Source organism: Marinobacterium sp. MBR-111, assembly GCF_040547585.1.
Taxonomy (GTDB): Bacteria; Pseudomonadota; Gammaproteobacteria; order Pseudomonadales; family Balneatricaceae; genus Marinobacterium; species Marinobacterium iners.
In genome coordinates, this window is sequence record NZ_JBEPQA010000004.1 from 86,108 (window position 1) to 112,821 (window position 26,714).

At 51.5% G+C, this 26,714-nt stretch carries 20 protein-coding genes; 17 read left to right on the top strand and 3 right to left on the bottom strand.

Annotated elements, in window-relative coordinates; all coding sequences use genetic code 11:
• Window positions 1-25: 25 nt before the first annotated feature.
• From rfbA to ABIE61_RS04215, 15 genes are all read left to right on the top strand, one after another.
• Entirely contained in the window at window positions 26-895 is an 870-nt protein-coding gene (gene rfbA / locus ABIE61_RS04145) for a glucose-1-phosphate thymidylyltransferase RfbA (RefSeq protein WP_354406974.1), read from the top strand.
• Window positions 892-1,935 carry a TDP-N-acetylfucosamine:lipid II N-acetylfucosaminyltransferase family protein gene (locus ABIE61_RS04150; RefSeq protein WP_354406977.1) on the top strand — a complete coding sequence of 348 codons (1,044 nt, stop codon included), beginning with the start codon at window positions 892-894 and terminating at the stop codon, window positions 1,933-1,935. Before rfbA ends, ABIE61_RS04150 begins: the two co-directional genes overlap by 4 nt.
• Window positions 1,925-2,584: a NeuD/PglB/VioB family sugar acetyltransferase gene (locus ABIE61_RS04155; protein WP_354406978.1), complete on the top strand. Its 660-nt coding sequence runs from the start codon at window positions 1,925-1,927 to the stop codon at window positions 2,582-2,584. Before ABIE61_RS04150 ends, ABIE61_RS04155 begins: the two co-directional genes overlap by 11 nt.
• A complete protein-coding gene (locus ABIE61_RS04160) occupies window positions 2,585-3,274 on the top strand; it encodes a WbqC family protein (protein ID WP_354406981.1) in 690 nt (229 codons plus the stop codon).
• The gene (rffA, locus tag ABIE61_RS04165; protein WP_354406984.1) at window positions 3,274-4,407 is read left to right on the top strand and encodes a dTDP-4-amino-4,6-dideoxygalactose transaminase; all 1,134 of its coding nucleotides are present in this window, start codon (window positions 3,274-3,276) and stop codon (window positions 4,405-4,407) included. Before ABIE61_RS04160 ends, rffA begins: the two co-directional genes overlap by 1 nt.
• Window positions 4,404-5,810: an oligosaccharide flippase family protein gene (locus ABIE61_RS04170; RefSeq protein ID WP_354406986.1), complete on the top strand. Its 1,407-nt coding sequence runs from the start codon at window positions 4,404-4,406 to the stop codon at window positions 5,808-5,810. The genes rffA and ABIE61_RS04170 overlap by 4 nt, the downstream gene beginning before the upstream one ends.
• Window positions 5,811-5,952: 142 nt before the next feature.
• The gene (locus tag ABIE61_RS04175) at window positions 5,953-7,047 is read left to right on the top strand and encodes a glycosyltransferase family protein (protein ID WP_354406988.1); all 1,095 of its coding nucleotides are present in this window, start codon (window positions 5,953-5,955) and stop codon (window positions 7,045-7,047) included.
• Window positions 7,044-8,156, top strand: a complete 1,113-nt coding sequence (locus ABIE61_RS04180; protein WP_354406989.1) for a glycosyltransferase — start codon at window positions 7,044-7,046, stop codon at window positions 8,154-8,156. Before ABIE61_RS04175 ends, ABIE61_RS04180 begins: the two co-directional genes overlap by 4 nt.
• 126 nt (window positions 8,157-8,282) lie before the next feature.
• Entirely contained in the window at window positions 8,283-9,350 is a 1,068-nt protein-coding gene (gene wecB, locus ABIE61_RS04185) for a non-hydrolyzing UDP-N-acetylglucosamine 2-epimerase (protein WP_354406992.1), read from the top strand.
• The gene (locus tag ABIE61_RS04190; protein ID WP_354406994.1) at window positions 9,347-10,573 is read left to right on the top strand and encodes a glycosyltransferase family 4 protein; all 1,227 of its coding nucleotides are present in this window, start codon (window positions 9,347-9,349) and stop codon (window positions 10,571-10,573) included. Before wecB ends, ABIE61_RS04190 begins: the two co-directional genes overlap by 4 nt.
• Window positions 10,570-11,166 (top strand): sugar transferase, encoded by a 597-nt coding sequence (locus ABIE61_RS04195; RefSeq protein ID WP_354406997.1) that lies wholly within the window; start codon window positions 10,570-10,572, stop codon window positions 11,164-11,166. Before ABIE61_RS04190 ends, ABIE61_RS04195 begins: the two co-directional genes overlap by 4 nt.
• Window positions 11,163-11,780, top strand: coding sequence for a NeuD/PglB/VioB family sugar acetyltransferase (locus tag ABIE61_RS04200; RefSeq protein ID WP_354407000.1), 618 nt, complete (start codon window positions 11,163-11,165; stop codon window positions 11,778-11,780). Before ABIE61_RS04195 ends, ABIE61_RS04200 begins: the two co-directional genes overlap by 4 nt.
• Before the next feature lie 50 nt (window positions 11,781-11,830).
• Entirely contained in the window at window positions 11,831-13,000 is a 1,170-nt protein-coding gene (locus ABIE61_RS04205) for a DegT/DnrJ/EryC1/StrS family aminotransferase (protein ID WP_354407002.1), read from the top strand.
• Between the two features lie 63 nt (window positions 13,001-13,063).
• A complete protein-coding gene (gene galE, locus ABIE61_RS04210; RefSeq protein ID WP_354407005.1) occupies window positions 13,064-14,107 on the top strand; it encodes a UDP-glucose 4-epimerase GalE in 1,044 nt (347 codons plus the stop codon).
• On the top strand, window positions 14,107-16,059 hold the full coding sequence (locus tag ABIE61_RS04215) for a polysaccharide biosynthesis protein (RefSeq protein WP_354407007.1): 1,953 nt from the start codon (window positions 14,107-14,109) through the stop codon (window positions 16,057-16,059). Before galE ends, ABIE61_RS04215 begins: the two co-directional genes overlap by 1 nt.
• A gap of 47 nt (window positions 16,060-16,106) precedes the next feature.
• Here the strand turns inward: ABIE61_RS04215 and gcvP are convergent, their stop codons facing one another.
• Window positions 16,107-19,007 carry an aminomethyl-transferring glycine dehydrogenase gene (gene gcvP / locus ABIE61_RS04220; protein WP_354407010.1) on the bottom strand — a complete coding sequence of 967 codons (2,901 nt, stop codon included), beginning with the start codon at window positions 19,005-19,007 and terminating at the stop codon, window positions 16,107-16,109.
• 177 nt (window positions 19,008-19,184) lie between these two features.
• Window positions 19,185-21,458, bottom strand: coding sequence for a TonB-dependent receptor (locus tag ABIE61_RS04225; RefSeq protein WP_354407013.1), 2,274 nt, complete (start codon window positions 21,456-21,458; stop codon window positions 19,185-19,187).
• A gap of 296 nt (window positions 21,459-21,754) precedes the next feature.
• Here ABIE61_RS04225 and ABIE61_RS04230 point away from each other — a divergent pair, with 296 nt between their 5' ends.
• Window positions 21,755-23,497, top strand: coding sequence for a PAS domain S-box protein (locus ABIE61_RS04230; protein WP_354407016.1), 1,743 nt, complete (start codon window positions 21,755-21,757; stop codon window positions 23,495-23,497).
• Window positions 23,498-23,581: 84 nt separating this feature from the next.
• On the top strand, window positions 23,582-25,243 hold the full coding sequence (locus ABIE61_RS04235; protein ID WP_354407018.1) for a methyl-accepting chemotaxis protein: 1,662 nt from the start codon (window positions 23,582-23,584) through the stop codon (window positions 25,241-25,243).
• Window positions 25,244-25,250: 7 nt separating this feature from the next.
• Here the strand turns inward: ABIE61_RS04235 and ABIE61_RS04240 are convergent, their stop codons facing one another.
• A complete protein-coding gene (locus ABIE61_RS04240) occupies window positions 25,251-26,708 on the bottom strand; it encodes a diguanylate cyclase domain-containing protein (RefSeq protein WP_354407021.1) in 1,458 nt (485 codons plus the stop codon).
• Window positions 26,709-26,714 lie beyond the last annotated feature (6 nt).

Consider the following 26,714-nt stretch of genomic DNA (forward strand, 5'->3'; position numbering starts at 1 on the left):
ACAGTTTCAGTCACAAGGACAGACCATGAAAGGCATTATCCTTGCCGGGGGTTGCGGCACTCGCTTGTATCCAATCACCAAGGGTGTGTCCAAGCAGTTGCTGCCGATCTATGACAAGCCGATGATCTATTACCCGCTATCTGTACTGATGCTGGCGGGTATACGTGACATCCTGATCATATCCACCCCCGAAGACTTGCCCAACTTTGAGAAACTACTGGGCGATGGCGGTAACTTCGGCATTCAACTCAGCTACGCTGCACAGCCCAGTCCAGACGGTTTGGCACAAGCCTTTATCATCGGTGAAGAGTTTATCGGCGATGACAGCGTATGCCTGGTACTCGGTGACAACATCTTTTACGGTCAGGGCTTTTCGCCCAAACTGAAACAGGCCGCGGCTCGCACGTCCGGCGCGACTGTATTCGGCTATCAGGTAAAAGACCCGGAACGCTTTGGCGTGGTCACCTTTGATGAGAACAACAAAGCGATCTCCATTGAGGAGAAGCCTGAAAAGCCTACGTCTAACTATGCAGTAACCGGCCTTTACTTCTATGACAACGATGTGGTGGAAATCGCTAAGCAGGTGAAACCCTCGCACCGTGGCGAGCTGGAAATTACCAGTGTGAACCAGGCTTACCTTGAACGTGGCGATTTAAACGTAGAACTGCTGGGCCGTGGTTTTGCCTGGCTGGATACCGGTACCCATGAAAGCCTGTTGGAAGCATCGCAGTTTGTGCAAATTATAGAGGACAGGCAGGGGCTAAAGGTTGCGTGTCTGGAAGAGATTGCTTTCAATAATGGTTGGTTAACTAAAGAAAATCTCAAGACTCAAGCGGCTACACTAATTAAAAATGGTTATGGACAATATTTGCTGCGACTGGTGGGCGAGCAGTGAGTAAAAAGATACTACATGTCTGTAATGCGGATAATTTTATTCCGCCATTTATTGATTTTGTAGAAGAGCACTTCGGGCTGGATGATCATTTCTTCTGGCTTAATGGTGACTTTGATCGTTATTCGGTTAAGCAGGAAAAGTCTAACTATAAGGTCAAAAGAACAAAGGCAGGACAAGTTAGAGGGCTATTGAAGCTGGTACAGCTCATGCAGTCTTCAGAAAAAGTTATCTTGCATGGGCTATTTAACCCTAGAATCGTATTGATTCTATTCCTGATGCCTTGGCTGCTAAAAAAATGTTATTGGGCTATTTGGGGGGGGGACTTATACATTTACAAGTTAGGTGAGCGTAATTTAAAATGGAAAGTTAAGGAGTTTTTTCGTAGGTCAGTTATTAAAAAAATAGGGCATTTAGTTACTTATATAGAAGGAGATGTGGAACTCGCTAGAAAGTGGTATGGTGCGAGAGGTGAGTATCATGAGTGTTTAGGTTACTTAAGTAATTTATATTCGCCTCACAATGTTTGTGTTGAAAAAAATAGCCATATTAATATACTGATAGGTAATTCTGCTGATCCAAATAATAACCATATTGAAGCCTTTGAAATGCTTCTGCCTTTTAAAGAAGAAGGTGTTAAAATTTACTTACCGCTTTCTTATGGCGATAAGAAATATGCTCAAAAAGTAATTAAGATGGGTTATGACTGGTTCGGTGATAAGTTCAAGCCCTTGACAGAATTTATGCCATTTGATGAGTATTTATCACTACTCTGTAGTATTGATATTGCTATTTTTAATCATAGGCGCCAACAAGCCATGGGAAATACTATAACATTGTTAGGATTGGGTAAAACTGTTTACATAAGGCCTGAAGTGAGTCAGTGGAAATTCTTTATGGACAAAGAAATAATTGTGGGTGATATAACAAAATTATCTGACCTTAAACTATTGGATGTTGAAAACACAGTGGGAAATGTAAGAGAATATTTTTCAAAGGCGAAGCTGATACAGCAGTGGAGTTTATTGTTTGATGGAAAGTGAAAATTTAATTATATATGGTACCGGGCCTTTAGCAAAACTTCTGTATTACTACCTTAGTGATGATAGTGAATACAATGTAAAGGGTTTTTGTGTGAATGCTGACTATATCTCAGAAAGCGAGTTTTTGGGGTTGCCTGTTGTTCCATTTGAGGAGATAGAGAAGACGTATCCGCCTACTGAATATGGGATGCTTCTCGCTATTGGCTACTCCAAAATGAGAGTCAGAAAAAAATTGTTTAATGATGTAAAAAACAAAGGCTATATCTTAGTCAATTACGTACATTCATCAGTGATCAAACATAATGTTGTTATGGGGGAAAATAACATAATTTTTGCAGGTTGTATAATAGAGCCAAATGTAAAGATTGGTAATAATAATATTATCTGGTCAATGACCCTGTTGGGTCATGATTGCATTATTGGGAATCATAATTATATATCTGCTAAGTGCTTGATATCAGGTGATAGTCAAATTTTTGATCTGTGCTTTATAGGGAATGGTGCGACCATGATAAATGGCTTATTAGTTAATAATGAGACTTGCGTTGGTGCGGCCTCTTATCTTAGAAAGAGCACAGATGAAAAAGGTTTATATGTCGGCAACCCATCTAAGCTTATAAAATATAATAAAAATGGTATAGAGTTGTAAATGAAGCGAATAGCAATTCTTCAGTCAAATTATATTCCATGGAAGGGGTATTTTGATATGATTAATATGGTTGATGAGTTTGTTCTCTTTGATACTGCTCAATATACAAAGAATGATTGGCGTAATCGTAATAAGATTTATACTAAACAGGGATTGATCTGGCTAACCATACCTGTAAGGCAAGTAAATCTTGAGAAAAAAATATCTGAAACTGAAATTACTGATGAAAAATGGGCTCTAAAACATTGGCGTGCAATTTCACAAAGTTATAGTAAGGCTAGTTTTTTTAAAGAATACTCACCAGTTTTTGAAGAGTTTTATTTGGACTGTACGGAAACCAATTTGAGCCAAGCAAATCATTCGATAATTGAAATAATAAATAAAGTTTTAGGTATCAAAACTAAAGTTACTTGGTCTAGAGATTATGAGTTGGTCGATGGGCAAACAGAAAAACTGCTGGGAATCTGTGAGCAAGCAGGTGCTGATATTTACCTTAGTGGCCCTGCTGCCAAGGGATACTTCGATATGAGTCTTGCGGATCAAAAAGGCATTCAAGTTGAATGGATGGATTATAGTGGATATCCTGAATACCAGCAGCTTCACGAGCCATTTGAACATGGTGTTACCATATTGGATCTAATCTTTAATGAAGGTCCAAATGCTAAAAAATTCATGAAGAGCTTTAAGTAATGAGCATCGGCTTCAATCGCCCCTCCGTCACCGGCAACGAAGAAAAATACATTCTCCAGGCACTGCAGAGCCCGAAAATATCAGGTGATGGAGCCTTTGGTCAAAAATGCCAGAAATGGTTTGAACAAAATTTGCCCTGTAAAAAATCACTGCTCACCCCGTCTTGTACGGCGGCATTGGAGCTGGCTGCTCTGTTGATCGATATTCAGCCCGGTGATGAAGTCATCATGCCGAGCTACACCTTTGTCAGCACTGCAAATGCGTTTGTACTGCGTGGCGCAAAAATTGTGTTTGTTGATATTCGCCCCGACACCATGAACATTGACGAGCAGTTAATCGAAGCAGCCATTACTGACAAAACACGCGCTATTGTTCCCGTCCATTACGCAGGTGTTGCCTGTGAAATGGATACCATCATGGAGGTCGCCAATCGACATCAGCTCTTTGTAATCGAAGATGCGGCACAGGGCATGATGAGCACTTACAAAGGCCAAGTGCTGGGCACCATCGGTCACATGGGCGCATTCAGCTTTCACGAAACCAAAAACTACACCAGCGGTGGGGAAGGTGGGCTGCTTATCATCAACGACGATCAGTTCACGGAAAGAGCTGAAATCATCCGCGAAAAAGGCACCAACCGTAGCCAGTTCTTCCGTGGAATGGTCGATAAATACCAATGGGTCGATGTCGGCAGCAGCTATCTGCCGAGCGAACTGCAGGCTGCTTTCCTGTGGGGACAATTGGAACGTGCTGACGGAATCAACACAAGCCGACTTGCAAGCTGGCAGGTGTATTACGATGCGCTGCTACCCCTGCAAGCGGCAGGCAAAATCGAATTACCATCCATCCCAGCAGCGTGCACACATAACGCCCACATGTTCTATCTCAAAGTGGCCGATCTGGATGAGCGTACCGCATTGCTTGAGCACCTCAAGACGAACGATATATTAGCGGCTTTCCACTACGTCCCACTGCATACGGCTGCAGCCGGTGAACAGTTCGCACGTTTTCAGGGGGAGGACCGTTACACAACCACGGAAAGTGAACGCTTGATCCGGTTGCCTATGTGGTATGGACTCCCCAAGGACGATCAAGCGCGAGTGATCTCAGCCATTGAAGAGTTTTACGTGTGACACCACGTAAAATAGCCGCCTTCGCCATTGGCCCCATCGGTAGCGCAATGCTGGGCCTTATCACGCTGCCAATCATCACTTGGTTCTTTTCACAGGAAGATGTTGGCAGAATGGCGATGCTGCAAGTCACTATCGGCTTTAGCACACTGTTGTTCAGTCTCGGATTGGACCAAGCTTATGTGCGTGAATTTCATGAGGTAGACAATAAACCGGCACTGCTCAAACGTGTGATGTTGCCGGGTTTATCCATACTGTTTGTGACACTGTTGTTCTTACTGTTATTCGGCGGCACGCTTGCTGGATGGCTATTCGAACGTCCCGAATGGCACTTGAGCCTGTTGATTGCGACGGTCTTACTGGCGGCGTTTATATCCCGCTTCCTGTCATTGGTGCTGCGGATGAACGAGCAGGGACTGGCATTCTCAATGAGCCAGTTACTGCCCAAGCTGGTATTACTCGCCATCATCGGTGGCTACGTTTTGCGGGGTGCTAATACAAGCCTGACTAACCTGGTGATCGCAAATACAGCCGCCTTTGTGTTTGTCTGCGTCGTATTTGCGTTCAATACCCGCAAGGAATGGATTGCCGGAATATCTGCAACACTTGACTGGCGACATATGAAACAGATGCTGCACTTTGGTCTTCCCCTGATACTGGGAGGTGTTGCCTACTGGGGTTTGACTGCAATCGACAAAGTGTTCTTGCGCACATTGGCAAGCTTTGAAGAGCTTGGCGTTTATTCAGTGGCCGTGAGCTTTGCCGGGGCTGCAACCATTGTGCAAAGTGTGTTCTCCACCGTTTGGGCGCCCACAGTGTATAAGTGGGCCAGCAAAGGCGAAGGGCTGGAAAACGTACATAAGGTAAGCCGCTATGTCCTTGGCCTTGTCGTACTACTGTTTTGTCTGGCAGGCCTGCTGTCATGGATCGTCACACTGTTCTTACCTGCGAACTACGCGGCAGTGCAATGGATACTGGTGGCATGCCTTGGCGCACCCTTGCTCTACATGCTGTCAGAAACCACCGTAGTGGGCGTAGGTATTTCACGCCGTAGCAGCTTTGCCATGTTGGCCGCTTTGATAGCCTTTGCAGTCAATCTTGCGGGGAATTGGCTGATGATCCCGCGCTTCGGTGCAGCAGGTGCCGCCGTCAGTACCTGTATTTCGTTTTGGGTATTTTTCGTACTGCGTACAGAACTTTCAATTTACTTGTGGAAACCGATGCCAAGGTTGCTACTGTACGGATACTCAGCAACCGTAGTGATTGGGGCCTGCATATTTACATTATATGGCTCCAATATTCAGACCTTCATGATGGTATTTTGGATATTGCTGCTTGTTGCATCGCTGATTGTCTTTAAGACGGATGTGCGAAAAATAGCAGTTTCATTAAAAAATAAAATATGAAAAATATAGGACTATAAAAATAATTCGTTCCTATTTTATAAATTAATATTCAAAATATCTATAGTTATTTTGAATATTAATTTTATTTTTAAATTTAGTTTCTTATTCCTGGTTTTATGTTTTTAAAATAAAAGGTAAAAATTTGAAAATAATTTTTCACCATCCACTTCCGCTTAATGAGAACTCCAAGTCGGCCTCTGGTATTCGTCCTCTGCGTATGCTGGCAGCTTTTAGAGAAAGTGGCTATATTGTTGATCTTGTCACTGGTTACTCAGTAGAGCGAAAAAAATGTATTGATAAAGTAAAAGAAAAGATCATGCATGGTGAAAAATATGAATTCGTGTATTCAGAATCGTCGACCATGCCAACAGCGCTAACAGACCCTCATCATCTACCTTTACACCCCTTTTTGGATTGGCAGTTTTTCAGTTTTTGCAAAAAAAATAACATACCGATAGGGCTATTTTACAGGGATGTTTATTGGCGTTTTAAAAATTATGGCAAAGGTCTCAATCCAATAAAAAAAGCTGTAGCTAAATTTTCATATGAGTTTGATCTTTGGGTTTACGAAAGAACTTTGAGCAAACTCTATTTACCATCAATGGACATGGGTGCGTATGTGCCTCATGTTAGTCCTTCGCGTTTTGTCGCATTGCCTCCTGGGCATGTATCACCGGATATAGTAACTCAGCCAGTTTCAGAGCTAGGCATTAGCCCCCTCAAACTGTTCTATGTTGGAGGCATGTCCAGTCACTACCAGATGCATGAGTTGTTCAAAGCCGTACTCAACGTACCTGATGTTCAGCTTACGCTTTGTACCCGTGAGGCAGAGTGGCGGTCGGTTCAACATGAATATCCTGCACTAGCACCCAACATTAAGGTAGTGCATCTTTCAGGGGCTGCAATGGAAGCACAGCTGCAAGCCTGTGATATCGCGGTTTTGTTCGTGAAACCGCAGGAATACTGGGAGTTTGCTTCACCCGTGAAGCTTTATGAATATCTTGGCTTTCAGAAACCAATACTTGCCAGTGAAGGCACACTGGCAGGGCGTTTTGTTAAGGAGCAGGGGATTGGTTGGTCGTTGCCTTATGATATGAATGCTGTCACGAAGTTACTTGGGGCGTTACGCCAACGCCCGGTATTGTTTAACCCCATATACGAGAAATTAAAGCAAGTAGCTCCGCACCATTCGTGGCAAGCAAGAGCTGAACAGGTAATCACGGATTTGACCCAGTGAAAATTGCTCTTCTCTCCGGTGCCAGCTCGATCCATACGGTCCGCTGGGCTAATGGCTTAAGCGGTGCCGGCCATGAGGTGCATGTCATTACCCAACAGTCGATTGTTGACCCCTTCGATAAAGAGGTAAAGGTTCATCTATTCCCATTTCGTGGTGTTTTGGGCTACTTCACTATGGTACCTGCGGTGCGCAAGTTGCTAAGGGTTATTCAGCCGGATATTGTTAATGCCCACTACGCCAGTGGTTATGGCACTACGGCACGATTGGTGGACTATCACCCTTGGGTATTGTCGGTGTGGGGCAGCGATGTGTATGACTTCCCGCATAAATCACCTGTGCATAAGTGGCTGGTAAAAAAAAATCTGCGTGCTGCCGATCAGGTAGCGTCTACCAGCCATTGCATGGCAAATGAAACCCGTAGGCTGACGCCTGAATTGACTGATATCGCCATCACCCCTTTTGGTGTTGATCTGAAGGCTTATATCGGGCTTAAGCCGCAGATGGCAGAGCCAAAGCCCAAACTGGTGATTGGCACCGTCAAAACCATGAAACCAACATACGGTGTCGATACCCTCATAGAAGCCTATGCCTTGTTGCTCAAATCGTTACAGACCAAACCGCAACTGAACGCCCCCGCATTGGAATTGCGGCTAGTAGGCGGAGGCGAACAAACTGCTGAGTTACAGGCTCTGGCGAATCGTTTAGGTGTGGCAGGCAGCGTTAACTTTGTTGGTCGTGTGCCGCATTTAAAAGTCCCCATGGAACTGGCCAAGCTCGATATTTATGTAGCTTTAAGTCGCGCTGAAAGTTTTGGTGTTGCCATTATTGAGGCCGGTGCAGCAGGTCGCCCTGTTGTGGTATCAGATGCCGGTGGCCTGCCGGAAGTTACTATTGAAGGTGAAACGGGTTTTGTTGTACCCCGTGAAAACCCACAGGTTGCTGCGGTTGCACTGGAGAAACTGGTACTTGATGCCAAGCTGCGTCATCGTATGGGGACCACTGCACAGGCGCATGTTGCCCAACACTATTCCTGGGATGCGTGTATTGAAATCATGCTGGGTGTCTATGGTAAGACACTCACAGCCAAAGCCGCCAACAGGCAGGTGTAAATCTTACGCAACCTACCGGGTAGTTGAGTAAACATATCCAACCTGTACCCTGTTTACGCCGGCATCAAGGGCGAGGCGAGATCAAGGCTAAACGCTGGGTCAATCAGCTGTACTACAAGGAATTCAATGAAAATCCTCACCGTTATCGGCGCACGCCCTCAATTCATCAAAGCCAGCGTGGTCTCCCGCGCCATCCAGCAAGCCGATGGCATGGAAGAGGTCATACTGCATACTGGGCAGCATTTTGATACCAATATGTCGGATATCTTCTTCAACCAGCTCAACATCCCACGACCGGATATTCAACTGGATATCCATGGTGGCAGCCATGGCGAAATGACCGGCCGTATGTTGGCTGAAATTGAGCAAGCGCTGCTCGCACATAAACCGGATCGTGTGTTGGTCTACGGTGATACCAACTCCACTCTGGCGGGTGCGCTTGCGGCAGCCAAGTTACATATCCCTGTTGCTCACGTAGAGGCGGGCCTGCGCAGCTTCAATATGCAGATGCCGGAAGAGATCAACCGTATCCTCACCGACCAGATCAGCGACCTGTTGTTTTGCCCCACGGATGCCGCCGTGAAGAACCTTAATAACGAAGGCTTTGCCCACAAGCCCGTGCACGTGTTGCAGGTAGGCGATGTGATGCAGGACTCGGCACTGTTGTTTGCCGAACAAGCCACGGCGCCATCAGGTGATGTGCCTAAAGGCTTTATTCTGGCAACCTTGCACCGTGCCGAAAATACGGATAGCCCTGAGCGCTTGGCTGCAATTGTGGCTGCCATGAACGAAGTTCACGCAACACTTGCGCCCGTAGTGCTGCCACTACACCCACGAACCCGAAAACTGATCGTGCAACAAGGGTTGGAACTTAATGTTCACCTGATCGACCCCGTAGGTTATTTCGAGATGGTCTGGCTGCTGGATCATTGCGAGCTGGTTCTGACCGACAGCGGTGGTGTGCAGAAAGAGGCTTTTTTCTTTGGCAAAGCCTGCGTCACCCTGCGCGACCAGACCGAGTGGGTAGAACTGATCCAAGTTGGCGCCAATGAACTGGTGGGGGCGGATCAAGGCAAAATCATTAATGCTGCTACCCGCAACCTTGGACGTAAAGTGCAAGATACCCAGCAGTTGTATGGTGGGGGGAAGGCGGCTGAGAGGATTGTGAGCGTGCTGGTTAAGGCAAGCACATGAGTAAAACGGTTTGGATTATTAACCAGTATGCGTCTACGCCTGCAACGGGTGTTGGTGGTCGCCATTACTACATGGCCAAGGAGATGGCAAAGCGTGGCTATAACGTTTATATCATTGGCTCAGCGACACACCACATTTTACGTAAGAAACCGGCAGTTGCAGATGATTTCCTTATTGAAGACGTGGATGGTTTCAGGTTTGTTTGGGTCAACATGCCTGAATATGAAAATGCACATAGCAAGCAGCGTGCATTCAACTGGTTTATCTTTCCGTGGCGTATCAGAAAAATTGAAAGGTTTATCAAAAGCAAGCCAGATGCAATATTAAGCTCTTCACCGTCACTGTTATCGTTTATTGGCGCGCAGAGGCTGGCAAGAAAAATGCGAGCCAGATTAGTGTTTGAGGTGCGTGATATATGGCCTTTAACGCTAACGGAGATCGGCGGGTTTTCGTCGAATCACCCGTTTATCCGCTTGATGCAATGGGTTGAAGACAAGGCTTACCGTGATGCCGATGCGGTGATTTCAAACCTGAAGAACTCGGTTGAACATATGTCTAGCCGGGGGCTCGATCCTGCAAAGTTTACCTGGATTCCAAACGGTTTTTCACTGGATGAGGTAAATCAGAAAACATCATTGAACACCCTCGCTATTGAACAGTTGCCACAGAATAAATTTATAGTTGGTTACACCGGTACACTGGGTGTGGCCAATGCACTGGATACGCTGATTGAAGCAGCTGATAAACTCAGAGAGTATGTGGATATTGCGTTCGCTCTGGTAGGTACTGGTAAGGAAAAAACTTCTTTGCAAGCACTGGCTGATGAAAAAGGGCTGGAGAATGTGTTTTTTATTGATCCAATACCCAAGGTTGAAATACAAGCCATGTTGAGCCGGTTTAATGTTTGCTATATTGGTCTGACGAAAGACCCACTATTCAGGTTCGGGGTTTCACCCAATAAGCTTTTCGACTATCTCTACTCGGGGCGACCAATAATTTATGCAATAGACTCAGGTGATTATAAGCCTGTGTTAGAAGCTGGGGCAGGCTTACAGATTCCTGCGCAAGACGTTGATAAACTTGCCAGAGCAGTACTGAGGCTTTATCAATTGCCCCTCATTGAAAGAGCAGAAATGGGTGAAAACGGTCGTAGAGCTGCACTTGAGCAGTATGAATATGGCCAATTAGCTGAGAAGTTGGCAGAGGTTCTATTTGACACATGACCAAACGCCTCTTCGATATCATCGCTTCTGTAACCGGTTTGTTGTTACTTGCTCCAGTCATCGCTGTTGTCGCATTCCAAGTTCGCCGCAAACTCGGCACTCCCGTTCTGTTCCGCCAGGAACGCCCAGGCAAAGACGGAAAGCCTTTTGAGATGATCAAGTTTCGCACCATGCGCGATGCCATCGGTCGCGATGGTGATCAGCTGCCGGACTCGGAGAGGATGACGCCTTTTGGATCGTTTCTGCGATCCACCAGCCTGGACGAACTGCCAGAGCTGTGGAATGTACTCAAGGGTGATATGAGCCTGGTCGGACCACGGCCTTTGCTGATGGAGTACCTGCCGCTTTACTCAAAAGAGCAATATCGACGCCATGAGGTGCGCCCCGGCATTACCGGGTGGGCGCAGGTGAATGGCCGTAACACAATCAGCTGGGAAGAGAGGTTCAAGCTTGATCTGTGGTATGTGGATAACCGCTCGTTCTGGCTCGATCTGAAGATCATGTATTTGACGGTTAAGAAAGTACTGGTCAGGGACGGAGTCACAGCTGAAGGTGAGGCAACCATGTCAAAGTTTACGGGAAGTGACAAGTGAAGCGTCTGGCAATTTTGGGTGCCAGCGGCCATGGCAAGGTAGTGGCCGACGTCGCCGAATGTTGCGGCTGGCATGAAGTAATATTCTTTGATGATGCATGGCCTGAGGTGTCGCATAACGGGCACTGGAACGTTGAGGGTAATAGCCAGTCGCTGGTAGCGCGGCTGGACGGCTTTACCGGTGTAATCGTTGCAATTGGCGACAATGATATTCGTGCTGAAAAGCTGCGCTGGCTGTTGGACATGTCAGCACCGGTTGTGACACTGACTCACCCGTCTGCCATTGTCAGTCAATATGCTGAGCTGGGCGCGGGCACTGTAGTGATGCCAAGTGTGGTGGTGAATGTATCAGCCTGCATCGGTGAGGGGGTGATTCTCAATACCGGTTGCAGTATTGATCATGATTGTAGCATTGGTGACTGTGCGCATATTAGCCCAGGGGCACGATTGGCGGGTGGTGTGCAGATAGGAGCACACAGTTGGGTTGGTATAGGAGCCTGTGTGAAACAGTTGGTCCATATTGGTCAGCAGGTTACAGTAGGTGCCGGTGCTGTAGTGGTGGCAGACCTGCCGGATGGCGTGACTGCAGTGGGTGTGCCTGCAAAGTCGATTTAACAGAGTCATATCCCTCAATGGGTATTTCACACGATGACTAAAGGTATTTAATGCTGAACGGACCTTTCTCCCCTTGGCCTTCCTTCACCGAGGAAGAGGCTAACGCGGCGCGTGATGTGTTGCTCTCCAATAAGGTCAATTACTGGACTGGGCAGGAGGGACGTCAGTTTGAGCGCGAGTTTGCTGATTATGTTGGTGCTGCGTACGCCATTGCGCTTGCCAACGGTACGGTCGCCCTTGATCTGGCGCTGAACGCACTCGGGATTGGAAAGGGTGATGAGGTGATCGTCACCTCACGTACCTTTCTAGCTTCTGTCTCCAGTATCGTCAATGCCGGCGGGGTACCGGTATTTGCGGATGTGGATCCCGATAGCCAGAATATAACTGCTGAGTCCATTTCTGAGATGATCACGCCGCGCACCCGCGCCATTGTTTGCGTGCATCTTGCCGGTTGGCCTTGTGATATGGACCCGATCACAGCGCTGGCGCAGCAGCATGGCCTGTATGTGATCGAGGATTGTGCCCAGGCGCATGGTGCTCGTTACAAGGGACGTGCGGTTGGTTCAATCGGTCATGTGGGCTGCTGGTCATTTTGTCAGGACAAGATCATGACCACCGGCGGTGAGGGTGGTATGGTCACCACCAATGACAAAGCGCTCTGGTCAAAGATGTGGTCGTTCAAGGATCACGGTAAAAACTGGGAGGCGGTCTACGAGCGAAAGCATCCGCCGGGCTTCCGCTGGGTGCATGAGTCTTTTGGCACCAACTGGCGCATGACCGAGGTGCAAGCGGTGATTGGGCGCATCCAGCTTAAGAGCATGCCTCATTGGCATGAAACCCGTCTGCGCTATGCGCAGCAGATTTGGGGCGCGGCTAAAAAGATACCCGGGCTTCGTGTACCTGAGGTTCCTGCCCATATTGAGCATGGGGCATACAAATGCTACGTGTTCGTTGAGGGTACTGCGCAACGGCGTGATCGCATCATGCAGTTAATCAATGAGCACGGAGTGCCCTGTTTTTCGGGGTCTTGCTCAGAGGTGTATTTGGAAAAGGCATTTGACGGCACAGGCTGGCGTCCTGAGAAGCCTTTGCCTGTGGCCCACCAGTTGGGCGATACCAGCTTGATGTTCCTGGTTCATCCAACCCTGACCCAAGCCGAAATCGACAAAACCTGCACGATACTGGCAGAGTGCATGGCTGCTCCAAAACCTCTCAGTTGAGAGAGCGGGCTTGGCGCCGGTGGTTTTTTGGTTGTTATTTAACTTTTGTGGACAAAAGGTCTGGTGATCGAATTAAAACATGAGCCCGGCAAAACGGTGCTGGTGACCGGTGGGGCGGGGTATATCGGTTCACATACGCTGGTTGTGTTGTTGGCGGCGGGTTACAGGGTTGTGGTACTTGATAACCTGTGTAACAGCTCGGCCATTGCACTGCAGCGTGTTGAACAGATTACCGGGCAGGCCGTCAGTTTTTTTGAAGGCGATGTACGTGATGCCGGTTTACTGGACAAGCTGTTTGCGCAGTATGAGATTTCAGCCGTGCTGCATTTTGCAGGCCTGAAGTCAGTTGCTGAAAGCGTACAATCCCCCCTGATCTATTTTGACAACAACCTCTCTGGCAGCATTACTTTGCTTAGAGCCATGGAGCGCGCAGGTGTATTCAACCTGGTGTTCAGCTCGTCGGCGACAGTGTATGGCGAAACCGTGATGGGCCCGGTGGATGAGGCCATGCCATTGGGTAGGGCAGCCAACCCCTATGGCCAAACCAAGCAGATGGTTGAGCAGGTTTTGACTGAGCTTGCCGAGCGCGATACCCGTTGGTCTGTGGCAATTCTGCGCTATTTCAATCCAGTGGGGGCGCATAAGAGTGGGCTGATCGGCGAGGCACCGGGCGGCACGCCCAACAATTTGCTGCCCTATGTGACGCAAGTGGCTGCAGGCCAGTTGGCGTCTTTGCCGATTTATGGAACAGACTACCCAACACCGGATGGCACAGGTATCAGGGATTACATTCATGTGATGGATCTGGCCGAAGGGCATTTGGGTGCACTGCAGGCCATCCAGAAATCGTCGGGTGTCCATATCTGGAATCTCGGCACTGGTCAGGGCTACAGTGTTCTTGAGGTAATTAAAACCTTCGAGCAGGTAACTGGGTGTACTGTGCCCTTTTATTTTGAAGCACGCCGTGCAGGCGATATCGCGGTATGCTTTGCAAACCCGAACAAAGCATTCGAACAATTTGGTTGGCGGGCATCATTCAGCCTTGCTGATATGTTGGCGGATGCCTGGCGCTGGCAGCAACAACACCCCAAGGGTTATCAGATGTGATGAATAAGCAAGATCAAGGGATTGATTCAATATTTAGGCAAATTGTCAGCCAGTTTCTGAAAGCCAATCGACGTGTAAAGCAAGGGATCGTGGTGCTATCCGATTTGGTCATGCTGTTTATAGCCTGCTGGATGGCACTGGCGCTTCGGTTGGGTGATATTGTTGAACCTATGCAGCGCTACTGGCTGCCTTGTGTTTTGGTGCCACTGATTTCGGTGCCAGTGATGGCACGTCTGGGTCTGTACCGGGCGGTTATCCGCTATATGGGGCATGTCACGCTTTGGGTATCGTTCAAGGCTGTTTTCCTGTCTGTCTTAATTTGGGGCGCTGTATTGGTCGTGCTTGAGGTGCCCGCCCCACGTTCTGTATTTTTCATCTATGGTTTTACCGCTGTAACGCTTGTAGCTGGCAGTCGGCTGTATGCTCGCTGGTTGATTCGTCGCCTGTCACCTTCGGGTCAACGATTGACACGTGCCGAGCCTGTTGCGGTATACGGTGCCGGCAGCGCTGGTGCACAGCTGGTCGCGGCTTTGAGTGACTCGGCTGAGTTTCAGGCGGTGGCTTTTCTGGATGATGATCTACAAAAGCAGGGTACTGAGATTTCGGGGTTGAGGGTTTATTCTCCCGACAGCTTATCAAGCTTGATTGAGCAGTACGGGGTCAAGTCCGTACTGCTGGCTCTTCCGGGGCTTGCGCGCAGTGAGCGGCGCGTTTTGGTTGAAAAAATCAGTGTTTTTCCTGTCAGCGTTAAAGTGCTGCCGGGGATCTCACAGCTGGCGTCTGGATCAGTCAGAGTCAGCGATATTCGTGATGTGGATGTAACGGACTTGCTGGGCCGTGATCCTGCAGAACCTGTAGCTGAGTTAATGACGGCCTGTATTACCGACAAGGTGGTGATGGTAACAGGAGCGGGTGGATCAATTGGTGCTGAGATATGTCGCCAAGTGCTCGGACAGAAACCGAAGCGGTTGGTATTGTTTGAGCTTTCAGAGTTTGCCCTGTATCAGTTGGAGCAGGAACTGAATGCCCTGCCAGATGCCGGTGTTCAGATTGTTCCGGTCTTGGGCAGTGTGTTGGATCAGGGGCATCTTGAATCAATCCTGCGCACATTCCAGGTCAATACGCTTTACCATGCGGCGGCTTACAAGCATGTGCCAATGGTTGAGAGCAATATTGCATCCGGCCTTCGAAATAACGTACTGGGTACCTTGCGTACAGCGCAAGCCGCTATTGCTGCCCATGTCAGTGACTTTGTACTGGTTTCGACCGATAAGGCGGTGCGCCCAACGAATGTGATGGGCGCCAGCAAACGATTGGCTGAGATGGTCTTACAGGCATTGAGTGAGCATCGGCGCTTCTCGAGGGAATCCACCCGGTTTGTAATGGTTCGTTTTGGCAACGTACTGGGCTCTTCAGGTTCAGTTATTCCACTTTTCAGACAGCAAATTGAGCAAGGGGGGCCGCTTACCGTGACTCACCCTGATATTAACCGTTATTTTATGACCATTCCTGAAGCGTCTGCGCTGGTCATTCAGGCGGGGTCCATGGGCGAGGGTGGTGATGTGTTTGTGCTGGATATGGGACAACCTGTTCGCATTGTTGACTTGGCCAAAGAGATGATTCGATTAGCTGGTCTTTCATTGCGTGATGCGACCGACCCTAATGGTGATATCGAAATCCGTTATACCGGTTTAAGGCCAGGGGAAAAGCTGTATGAAGAGCTGCTGATTGGTGAGAGTGTATCAGGCACGCGTCATCCAATGATTATGCGAGCCTGTGAAAATATGCTGGCCTGGGAGCTGCTGCAGCCTCGTTTACAAGAGCTTGAGTTGTTGACCCGCTCGGGTAAAAGCGAAGCGTTGGTGTCATTGCTACAGCAGCTTGTGGATGGTTATCAGCCGTCGGTACAGGTTATCGAAGCCCCCACGATGGAGCCTCATCGCTTGCATTGAAAAAAGCCCGAGCGTGTCAGCGCATCGGGCTAATTGGCAGATTGTTTCTATTGGTAATCACTGACCGGAATGCAGCTGCAGAACAGATTGCGGTCGCCGTAGACGTTGTCGATGCGGTTGACCGTTGGCCACAGCTTGGATTCCTTCAGCCAGCTGGCCGGGAAGGCGGCCTGTTCGAGGCTGTAGGGACGGTTCCAGTCCGGGTCGATCAGATCGGCCTGAGTGTGTGGAGCATTTTTCAGCGGGTTGTTGTCCGCGTCCAGCTCACCCGCTTCCACCAGTGCGATTTCCTCACGAATCTTCACCATCGCTTCAATGAAGCGGTCCAGCTCGGCCTTGGATTCGGACTCGGTCGGCTCGATCATCAGTGTACCGGGTACCGGGAAGGACATTGTCGGTGCATGGAAGCCGAAGTCCATCAGGCGTTTGGCCACGTCTTCCTCGCTGATGCCGGAGCGCTCCTTGAGCGGGCGCAGGTCGATGATGCACTCGTGTGCCACGCGGTCGTTACGGCCCGAATACAGCACCGGGTAATGTGCCCCCAGTTTCTTCGCCAGATAGTTGGCGTTGAGAATGGCGTACTCGGTCGCCTGACGCAGGCCTTCTCCTCCCATCAGGGCGATATACACCCAGCTGATCGGCAGAATGCTGGCGCTGCCCCAGGGCGCAGCGGATACGGCGCCGTTTTCCGGGTTGGGGCCATCAATGCCGACCACCGGGTGGTTGGCAACAAAAGGTGCCAGGTGTGCCTTGACGCCGATGGGACCCATGCCGGGACCACCGCCGCCGTGGGGGATACAGAAGGTTTTGTGCAGGTTCATGTGCGACACATCGGCTCCGATGTCCGCCGGGCGGGTGATCGCTACTTGGGCGTTTAGGTTGGCACCATCCATGTAGACCTGACCACCATTGGCGTGAATGATGTCGCAGATGTCGCGGACACCTTCCTCGTATACGCCGTGCGTGGAGGGGTAGGTGATCATCAGGCAGGACAGGTCTTCGGCGTGGGTCTCGGCCTTGCTGCGCAGATCGTTGATATCCACGTTGCCCTTGTCGTCGCAGTTGACCAGTACCACTTTCATGTCCGCCAGCGCGGCCGAGGCCGGGTTGGTGCCATGAGCGGAGGTAGGGATGAGGCAGATGTTGCGATGGCCCTGACCCTGTGACTGGTGGTAGTTGCGAATCGCCAGCAGGCCCGCATATTCCCCCTGAGCACCGGAGTTGGGCTGCATGCAGATGGCATCGAAGCCAGTGACGGCCTTGAGCATGGTTTCCAGCGAATCGATCAGTGTTTTGTAGCCCTGTGCCTGCTCCACCGGCACGAAGGGGTGCAGGGCGCCGAACTCGGGCCAGGTGACCGGGATCATTTCGGCGGTGGCGTTGAGCTTCATGGTGCAGGAGCCCAGCGCGATCATGCTGTGGGCCAGCGACAGGTCCTTATTCTCCAGTCGCTTCAGGTAGCGCAGCATTTCGGTTTCGCTGTGGTATTCGTTGAATACCGGATGGGTCAGGAAGGCAGAGGTGCGCTCAAGCCCGGCAGGAATGCTGTCGGAGCCGTTGCTCACCAGTTCAGAATCCAGTACCTCGATATCCAGGCCATGATCGGCACCCAGCAGTGCGGTCCACAGGGCCTCAATTTCATTGCGGTCCGTGCGTTCATCCAGACTGATACACAGTCGATCATCCCCCAGTTTGCGCAGGTTGAAGCCTGCAGCCTGAGCGGACTCATACAGCGCATCGCGCTGGTTGCCGGCTTCAACACAGAGGGTGTCGAACCAGCTGTCATGTACCAGCTTCAGACCTTTTTGCTGCAGGCCTGCCGCAAGCAGGTCGGTCAGACGGTGGATGCGACCGGCGATGGTTTTCAGCCCTTCAGGGCCATGATAGATGGCGTAAAAGGCGGCCATGTTTGCCAGCAGTACCTGAGCGGTACAGATGTTGGAAGTCGCCTTTTCTCGGCGGATGTGCTGCTCGCGGGTCTGCATCGCCATACGCAACGCCGGCTTGCCGCGGGTGTCCACCGACACACCGATGATGCGGCCGGGCACTGAGCGCTTGTACTCGTCACGGGTGGCAAAGAAGGCGGCGTGTGGGCCACCGTACCCCATGGGAACACCGAAGCGCTGGGCAGAGCCGAACACCACATCGGCACCCATTTCGCCCGGCGATTTCAGCAGTACCAGGCTGAGCAGATCGGCGGCGGCGCAGACCAGTGCCTTCTGTGCGTGGGCCTTTTCGATCAGTGCCGAGAAATCGCGCACCACACCGCTGGTGCCGGGGTACTGAACCACTGCGCCAAAGGCTTCATGCTGATCCAGCAGGGCCTCCACATCACCGACGATAATCTCATAGCCCAGCGGCTCGGCACGGGTCTGAATCACGCTGATGGTCTGAGGGTGCAGTTCTTCATCGACTAGAAATACATTGGCGCGCTTGGCCTTGCTCATGCGCTTGCATAGGGTCATCGCTTCGGCGGCGGCAGTGGCTTCATCCAGCAGGGAGGCGTTGGCCAGATCCAGTCCGGTCAGATCCAGTACCATCTGCTGGTAGTTCAGAATCGCTTCCAGACGGCCCTGTGACACTTCCGGCTGATAGGGGGTGTAGGCGGTGTACCAGCCCGGATTTTCCAGTACATTGCGCAGAATGATATTGGGCGTGAGCGTGTCGTGGTAACCCATACCGATGAGCGAGCGCTTGATTTGGTTCTGGCCTGCAATCGCTTTCAACTCAGCCAGTACCTGAGCTTCGGTCTTCGGTGTATCCAGCGCAATCGGCTGCTTGACGCGAATGCTGCCGGGCACGGTTTCATCGATCAGTGCCGCAAGGCTGTCAACGCCCAGCTCTGCCAGCATGGCGGCGGCTTCGTCTGCTGAAGGGCCGATATGGCGGCCGATAAAGGCATCCTGCTGTTCAAGGGTGTTCAGCGGGCGCAAAGACAGTTCACTCATGGCAGATCGATCCCGAATTGTTCATCAAATGGGCGCTATTCTAGCAGGGAAGAGGGGAGCGGCGCAGCAGAACTCTGGTCGTAAGAGAGGCAGGGCACAGGTCGTGTTATCAGCGGAAGGTTATTCACAAGCATGAAAAAAGCCGGCGTTGCCGGCTTTGAAGGGGAGGTGTGATGCTTAGAATTGAACGTTTATACCGATATAGGCTGAACGCCCCATACCCGGTACTGCGATGCCCCAGGGGATACCATTGATTGACATGGTACGCCCCTGACCGGTGTATGCACCGCCGGTTGGGAGCGCATAGCTGCGATCAAACAGGTTTTCGACGCCAAGGTCGAGGCGCACCTGATTCCAGCTGTGGCTGGAGCGCAGGTTGAGCAGGCTGTAACCGGAGGTGTCAATCTCATTGCGTACATCTGAACCGTCTTTCTTGGAGTCCACAACAACCCATTCCACTGCGTTGTCCCAGCCAGCTTTTTGGTGAGTCAAGGTGAAGCGGCCGTTCAAAGGCATGACGTTATACAGTGCATCGCCGGTATCGCGGTTTTCGCCGTTGGTATAGTTGATGACGCCCTTGAAGCCCCATTGACCCCATGCATTACTGCCCAGCGGTACCTGTGCAGACAGGTCGATACCGTAGAGTCTGGCCGACTGATTCGCGTACTGGAGTACGTTGAACTGATCATCACCCCAGGCCGGCAGAGCAACGGCGTCAATATAGTTATCGACGTGGGTATAGAAGGGGGTTGCCGTTACATTCCAGCTGCGATCAGCTGCGTGCCAGTCAAAGGTGGTCGAAAGGGTATAGGCTGTTTCCGGTTCGAGGTTTACATCACCCACATAACCGTTGCCGTCACCGACAAAGTTGTTCATGGTGGCGGCCATGGCCCAGCTGGACCAGGTGTAACGCTCGTACAGGTTGGGAGAGCGTACCTTGCGTGCCAGTCCCATTTCGATATCCAGCTGGTCGCTGTATTGGTAGCGAGCGAGCGCCGTCACATCGATATTGTCATCGGTCTGTGAGCGATCCTGTGCATTGAAGGCCGCGGATTCAGCCCCCTGATTTGCCATCATGCTGTAGCCATGCACTTCGTCTGCGTCCATGCGAACACGCTCATAGCGAACACCCATCAGAGTGGTCCAGCGCGCATCATGCTTAGACTCAAGCTCTGCAAAAAGGGCTGCACGGTCACGTTGACCATTGTTGATGTTAAGGAAGGTGTCAGGGCCCATGCCACCACCGGAGGCTGTCCAGTAGTCGTCGAGGCGATAGCGCTGCAGTTCAGTACCAACGCGCAGCAGACGGTCTGAATTCAGATTGATATCGGCTTTCAGGCTCAGGCCGCTGTTTTCACTTTCAGAGTACATCGGCATCCCTGCGGCACATGTATTCATCATGCCATCGACCATAAAGCCAATTGGGCTGCAAGGTACGCCAACTGTTGGGTCGGGCGTGTTGGAGAGAGCGCCGTACCAAAAGCGTTTATCCGCTCCAAAGTCCATAAAGTGATCAACGGTTTCATGGTATGCGGCTGCTTCCATGACCCCCCAGTTGAAATTACGCGTCCATGTAAGGTTCGCAAGCTTTTGTGTGTTTTCCAACAGATCCATGCGCTGATTGGGGTACAGCTGCTCAGGCATGTCCTGGTAGCTGAATTGGGACTCGAACACATTGTCCCCGGCCTTGAAGGCAAGCCCCAATGCGTGGTTCTGCGTTTCGTAAGCGGTCGAGCCAACTTCATCCAGGCTCAATGCATGACCCAGCGTGCCGGTTTCGACAAAATCCTTGAAGTCGGCACCTGCGGTATAATTGTCAGCCTTGCTCCATGAGCCACTGTAGTTGATGCTCAGGTCCTCCGTTGCATGAGTGGCACTGAGATGACCACCAACGGCGTCATTGTTGCTGCGATAAAAGGCGCCAACTTCTCCTTTGGTAATACTGTCATTGCCGGCGTGAGCAAACTCAGGCTCAGGTTTCTCGACAATGATGGTACCTCCAATGCTGTCACCCCCCACACTGACAGGTGAGATGCCGGCATAGACTTTCATCAATCCAATGTTGCTCGGCTCAACGTATGAGAGGGGCGGATTCATGTGGTTGGGGCAGGCCGCAATCAAGTCCATGCCATCCACCTTGATGCGTAGACGGTCGTCTGCAAGTCCACGAATCGAGGGCAAACTGGAAACACCACCGGCGCCGTTCAGGCTGACGCCAGGCATATCTCTGAGCAGGCTGGCACTGTCATTGGTTGCGGCTCGAAGCATGTCAATCACCGCAGGAGACTGCTGTACAGAATGGTCCAGTACCTCTGGCGCGGGTTTGGTTACGATGAGCACGGACTCTGCTTGCCCAGGCTCTGCGCAAACAGCATGAGAAAGTGAAGCACATGCAATCGCGGTCAGCAGTTGACGTTGTTTGAACCGGGAAGCCTTGAAGGTGTTACTCATGATGTCTCCTGTGTATTCCCTGATGTGGGTCATGCCACAAGTTTCACCTTGTGGTGCCGCATGAGAGATGTCCATAAGGGCGAAAAATTGGAGCTATTCTAGGGGAATGCGACATACCTGACTTGAGACATAATGTCGCAGGGGAGCCTGCCGAGGCGTGAGGCCCTGGTATTTACCCCCAATCGCTGGTTCCCCCCTTTATGCAGAGCTGCTAAATTTCACGTTTGTACAACCGTTATAAAAATAAGACACTCACAGGTAGCGTCCGATCGCCTGTGGGTTGAAGAGGACAACAGATGCACCTATGGCCAGGGAAAAGCTCGGCGGATCAAACGCTGGATCAGTCACTGATTGCGGTAGTCATGATTGATGAGCGCAACCGCATCAAACGCTACAACCGGGCTGCCGAAGCGTTGTGGGGCTACAGTCGCGAAGAAGTGATCAATCGCAACGTGTCGATGCTGGTACCGCAGGAGCACCGGAGTCGGCATGATGATTATGTGGGTCATCACCGTAAAACCGGTGAAAACAGAATAGTGGGGACCTCGCGAGAAGTTGAGGTCGAGCGCAAGGACGGCTCACGCATCTGGGTTCAGCTGGCGCTGTCGCAGGTCAAGGTCGGGCGCAAGAAATACTACAGTGCTTTCGTGCGTGACGTAACGGCCGAGCGCAGTGCACGCGAGATGATGCAGCAAACGCTTGAGCAGGCGCTGGATGCGGTGGTTTGCATTGATGAGCGCAATAACATCACCCTGTTCAACAAGGCGGCCGAAGTGCTGTGGGGTTGCTCACGCGATCAGGTGATCGGGCAAAACGTCAAAATGCTGGTGCCCCAGATACATCAGCCACGCCATGACGAGTATGTGCGCCGCAATCGCGAGGGCGGACAGGATCGAATTGTCGGCACGTCACGTGAAGTTGATATTGAGCGCCTTGACGGAGGTCACCGCTGGGCGTTGCTGTCGCTGTCCAAGGTGGCGGTGGATGATCGCGTCACCTACACAGCCTTCCTGCGCGATATCACTGAAGAAGTCGAGCGGCGCGAAGAGATGCGCATGCTCAGTCTGGTAGCGGACAAGACTGAAAACTCGGTGGTTATTACCGATGCGGAAGGCTGTATCGAGTATGTGAATAACGGCTTCATTCGTATGACTGGCTACACGCTGGCTGAGGTGCAGGGCCGCAAGCCAGGCAGCTTCCTGCAGGGTGAAGAGACCAGTCCTGAAACCATTGAACGCATCCGTCAGCATCTGCGTGATCTGGATGTGTTTTATGATGAAATTCTCAACTACAACAAGGCTGGTGAGCCCTACTGGGTGTCGCTGTCGATCTCACCGGTTCTGGATGAGCGCGGCCACGCGGACAAGTTTATCTCCATCCAGGCGGATATTACCGAAACCAAGCGCGAAGCACTGGAATCTGAAGTCCGTCTCAAAGCGATCAGTGAATCCCTTCTGATGGTTGAGTACACCCCTGAGGGCCACTTTGCATCGGCCAACACCTACTTCACAAAGCGCAGTCGCAACCGTGCGGAGCAGGTCGCCCACAGCCTGTGGCAACAGATTGAACCGCAGCAGCTTAACCGGCTGAAAGAGCAGGGTGAGCTGGCCTGTAAGCTGGGGATTACCCTCGCCAGTGGAGACCCTCTGACGTTGGATATGCGCTTCTGTGCCCTGCGGGACTTCAAACGAAGGATTACTCGCCTGGTTGGCTTTGGTATCGATATTTCTGATCGGCGGGTGGCGGTGACTCAAACACTGCAGGCGATGAGTTCGGTAGAGGAGGTCAGTGACCGCATTGCCAATATCGTCACCAGCATTAACCAGATTGCTGAGCAAACCAACCTTCTGGCACTGAATGCCGCCATTGAGGCAGCGCGTGCAGGAGAAGCGGGTCGAGGCTTCTCGGTGGTAGCGGACGAGGTACGCGGGCTGGCTCAGCGATCGGGCGAATCGGCCCGTGAGATCGGACAGTTGGTCGAAGAAACACACACGCGAGTGAACGAATTGTCGGGTGCCATGCGTAAGATCGATCAATAAGATTATTCTTATACAAACAGACGTTCAACTGTATTAGAATAACTACACATTTTGTTCAGGACTGCCCCCAGACAAGGAGTTTCTATGCACGTTGGTCTGTTTGGCTCTATCAAAAACCTGCTACGCATGCTTGTAGCGCTGTTTCTTTTGGTGGTTGTGGCCCTGACCGGCTTCGCCATGTATGGCTTCAAATACGAAGCGTTTCAGTTTGATGATAACTTCGATCGTCGCATGGTGCCGCTGTATCAGGTGGAACGCATTGGCGGTTTGATGGGGGATATTCGTGCGCAGCTGCTGTTGAGTATTCAGCACCAGCCTGGGACTGAATTCGTCAAGGCTCACAACCATCCTACCAGTCTGCATACTAACCTGGTTCGTGACTACGAGCAGCAGGTTCGAAACCTGTGGCAAGCATTTATGTCAGTCCACCACGGTGAAGAAGCAGCACAGTTGTCCCGCGCCTTTGAACAGGAGTTCGAGAATTTTTTTGAAAAAGGGGTGAATCCGACTCTGGACCTGATTGAAAAGGGTAATTATGTGGGGGCGAACTGGCAGATTCTGCAACAGGTCAATCCACTCTTTGCCGCGGCTGACAAGACACGTGCCGACTTGAGTGACCGCAAGTTGAGGGGGGCGCAGGAAGCACGCGCTGAAATGAGTGCAACTGCCGTGATGTTGAATCTTCAACTACTGGCCGTTGGTGTTCTCGGCCTGTTGCTGGCGTTTGGTTTCGCTTTATTCGTGACCCGCCGTATCAACCGCGGCATGGATAATCTGGGCAGTATTGCCGACAACATGGCGGCTGGGGATTTCCGGGACCAGTCATTGCCGTTTGCTTCGAATGAAGATGAAGTGGGGCGTATCACCCAACGCTTCATCCAGACCCGCAACAGCCTTGCCCAATTGGCACGTGAGATTGGTCAGGTAGGCGAATCTCTGAATGAGCAGGCCGAACGTGGGGCTGCCATGGCTGAGCAATCGCGCAGTGGCATTCAGGCACAAAAGGCTGAAACCGATCTGGTGGCAACTGCCATGTATGAGATGAACGCCACCGTGCATGACGTAGCCAAGAGTGCGGCAACCGCTGCCGAAAGCGCTACGGCCGCGGATGAGTCGGCTCACCATGGTCAGTCGGTGGTGACCGAAAGCGTTGATGGCATGAACCATCTGGCATCTGAGGTTGAATCAGCTGCTCAGGTAATAGCGGAGCTGGCCGAAGATGCTCAGGCGATAGGCAAGGTTGTGGATGTGATTCGGGAGATCGCGGAACAGACCAATCTGCTGGCGTTGAATGCAGCCATAGAAGCTGCCCGTGCCGGTGAGCAGGGGCGTGGCTTTGCGGTGGTGGCGGATGAGGTGCGCAGCCTGGCAGGCCGTACTCAAACATCAACCACTGAAATTCATGACATGATCAGTCACCTGCAGGCGGCTGCGATCAAGGCGGCCAAAGTGATGCAGCAGGGGCAGCAGCAGGCCACTGATGGAGTGGAAAAGGCCGCGCGTGCCAATGAAGCGCTGGAGACGATTATTCAGCAGATCATGCGAATGAATGATATGAATACTCAAATCGCCAGTGCTGCTGAAGAGCAAAGCTCAGTCGCTGATGAGATGAACCAGAATCTGACTCGCATCAATATGGCTGCGGATGAAACATCTACAGCGGCTGACAGTGTAGCGGCGACCAGTCAGGAGATTGCGGCGCTTGCCATGCAGTTGAAAAAGGCTGTCAGCAAATTCCGGCACTAAGCCTGCATTAATCCAGCCGGTGCCAGCGGTTCTTGCCCAGTGCCTTGGCGCGGTACATGGCATCGTCAGCACGGGTCAGCAGGGCATCCGCGCTGCTGCCATCCTGTGGATAAAGTGCAATGCCGATTGAGGCGGACACCTGCAACTGCAGTTGGCCGCGCTTGACCGGACGGCTGAGACATTCCAGCAGCTTTTCTGCCACCTGCTCTGACGCTTCCGTTGTGGTGACGGTTTCCAGCATTACTACAAACTCATCTCCACCAATGCGTGCGCAGGTGTCGGTACCGCGAAGCTGCTCGGTAATGCGGCCGGACAACACCGACAGCAGGTCATCACCGGCATCGTGTCCATGCAGATCGTTGATCTGCTTGAAACCGTCAAGATCGATGAACATAAGCGCAAACTGATTGCCTTCCCGATGTGCGCGACGCAGGTTGCGTCCCAGGTGCTCGTTGAGCAGGCTGCGGTTGGGCAGCCCTGTCAGCGGGTCGTGCATCGCCAGAAATCGGATGCGTTCGATGCGCTTGTGTCGCTCCATTGCGATCGCGGCCAAATGGGCCATGCGCTGCAGCAGCTGACGCTGAGTGTCGTCCGGCACCGCCGGGTTGTGTGGATAACAGGCGAACACCCCGATCACTTCATCATAGGCCGCTATGATCGGCTGGGCCCAGCAGGCAGCGATGCCGTAGCGTTGTGCCTGATCACGCCAATGGTTCCAGTTGTTGTCCTGATGGATATCCGGGCAGATTGTAAGCCCACGGCTGAGGTACGCCTGTGCACAGGTGGTGCCTTCTGCCGTCAGGCCCAGTCCCTCGCGGCGCTGCAGGAAATGTCCGGGCAGGTTCGGAGCGCTTTTGATATGCAGGCGTCGACCGCTTTCGTCAGGCAGGAGTATTGCCGCGCTGGCGCCCGGCACAAGGCTTTCAACAGTATTGCACAGCTGCAGCAAGACCTCTTCCAGCGAATCACCGGTGGCGATCAGCTCCAGCACACTGCGTTCCAGCCGTAATATGCGTTCGCTGGCGCGCAGGTGTTGCTCGCGTTTGACGGCATTGGTGATGTCGAGGCACTGCACCAGCGTCAGGTTACTGTGGCTGAGCGGTTTGATCAGGATCGATTGGTACAGAGGCGTCTGCTCACCCCCGGGTCCGCGTCGCCAAAGCGGAAGCAGCCGTTTGTGTAACTGATGTGACAGAATGCGGCCCATGCGCAGCCGGCATCCGCTTTCAATGGCGTCCAGCAAAGCGGGTGGCAGCTGTGCGGAAAACAGACTTTCAATGGTGTGGCCAACAATCTGCTGTTCGGTCAGACCTGTGTTGCGGCTGAACCAGCGATTGCAAAAAATGATGCGGCACTTATCGTCCAGCAGCAATACACCGCCATCGAGGCTGTGCAGCAGTTCGGTGCAGTCGAGGTTTTCGAGGCTATCGGACAGGCAGGCGCTCTGGAGTTCAGTCTGGTGCATATGCGA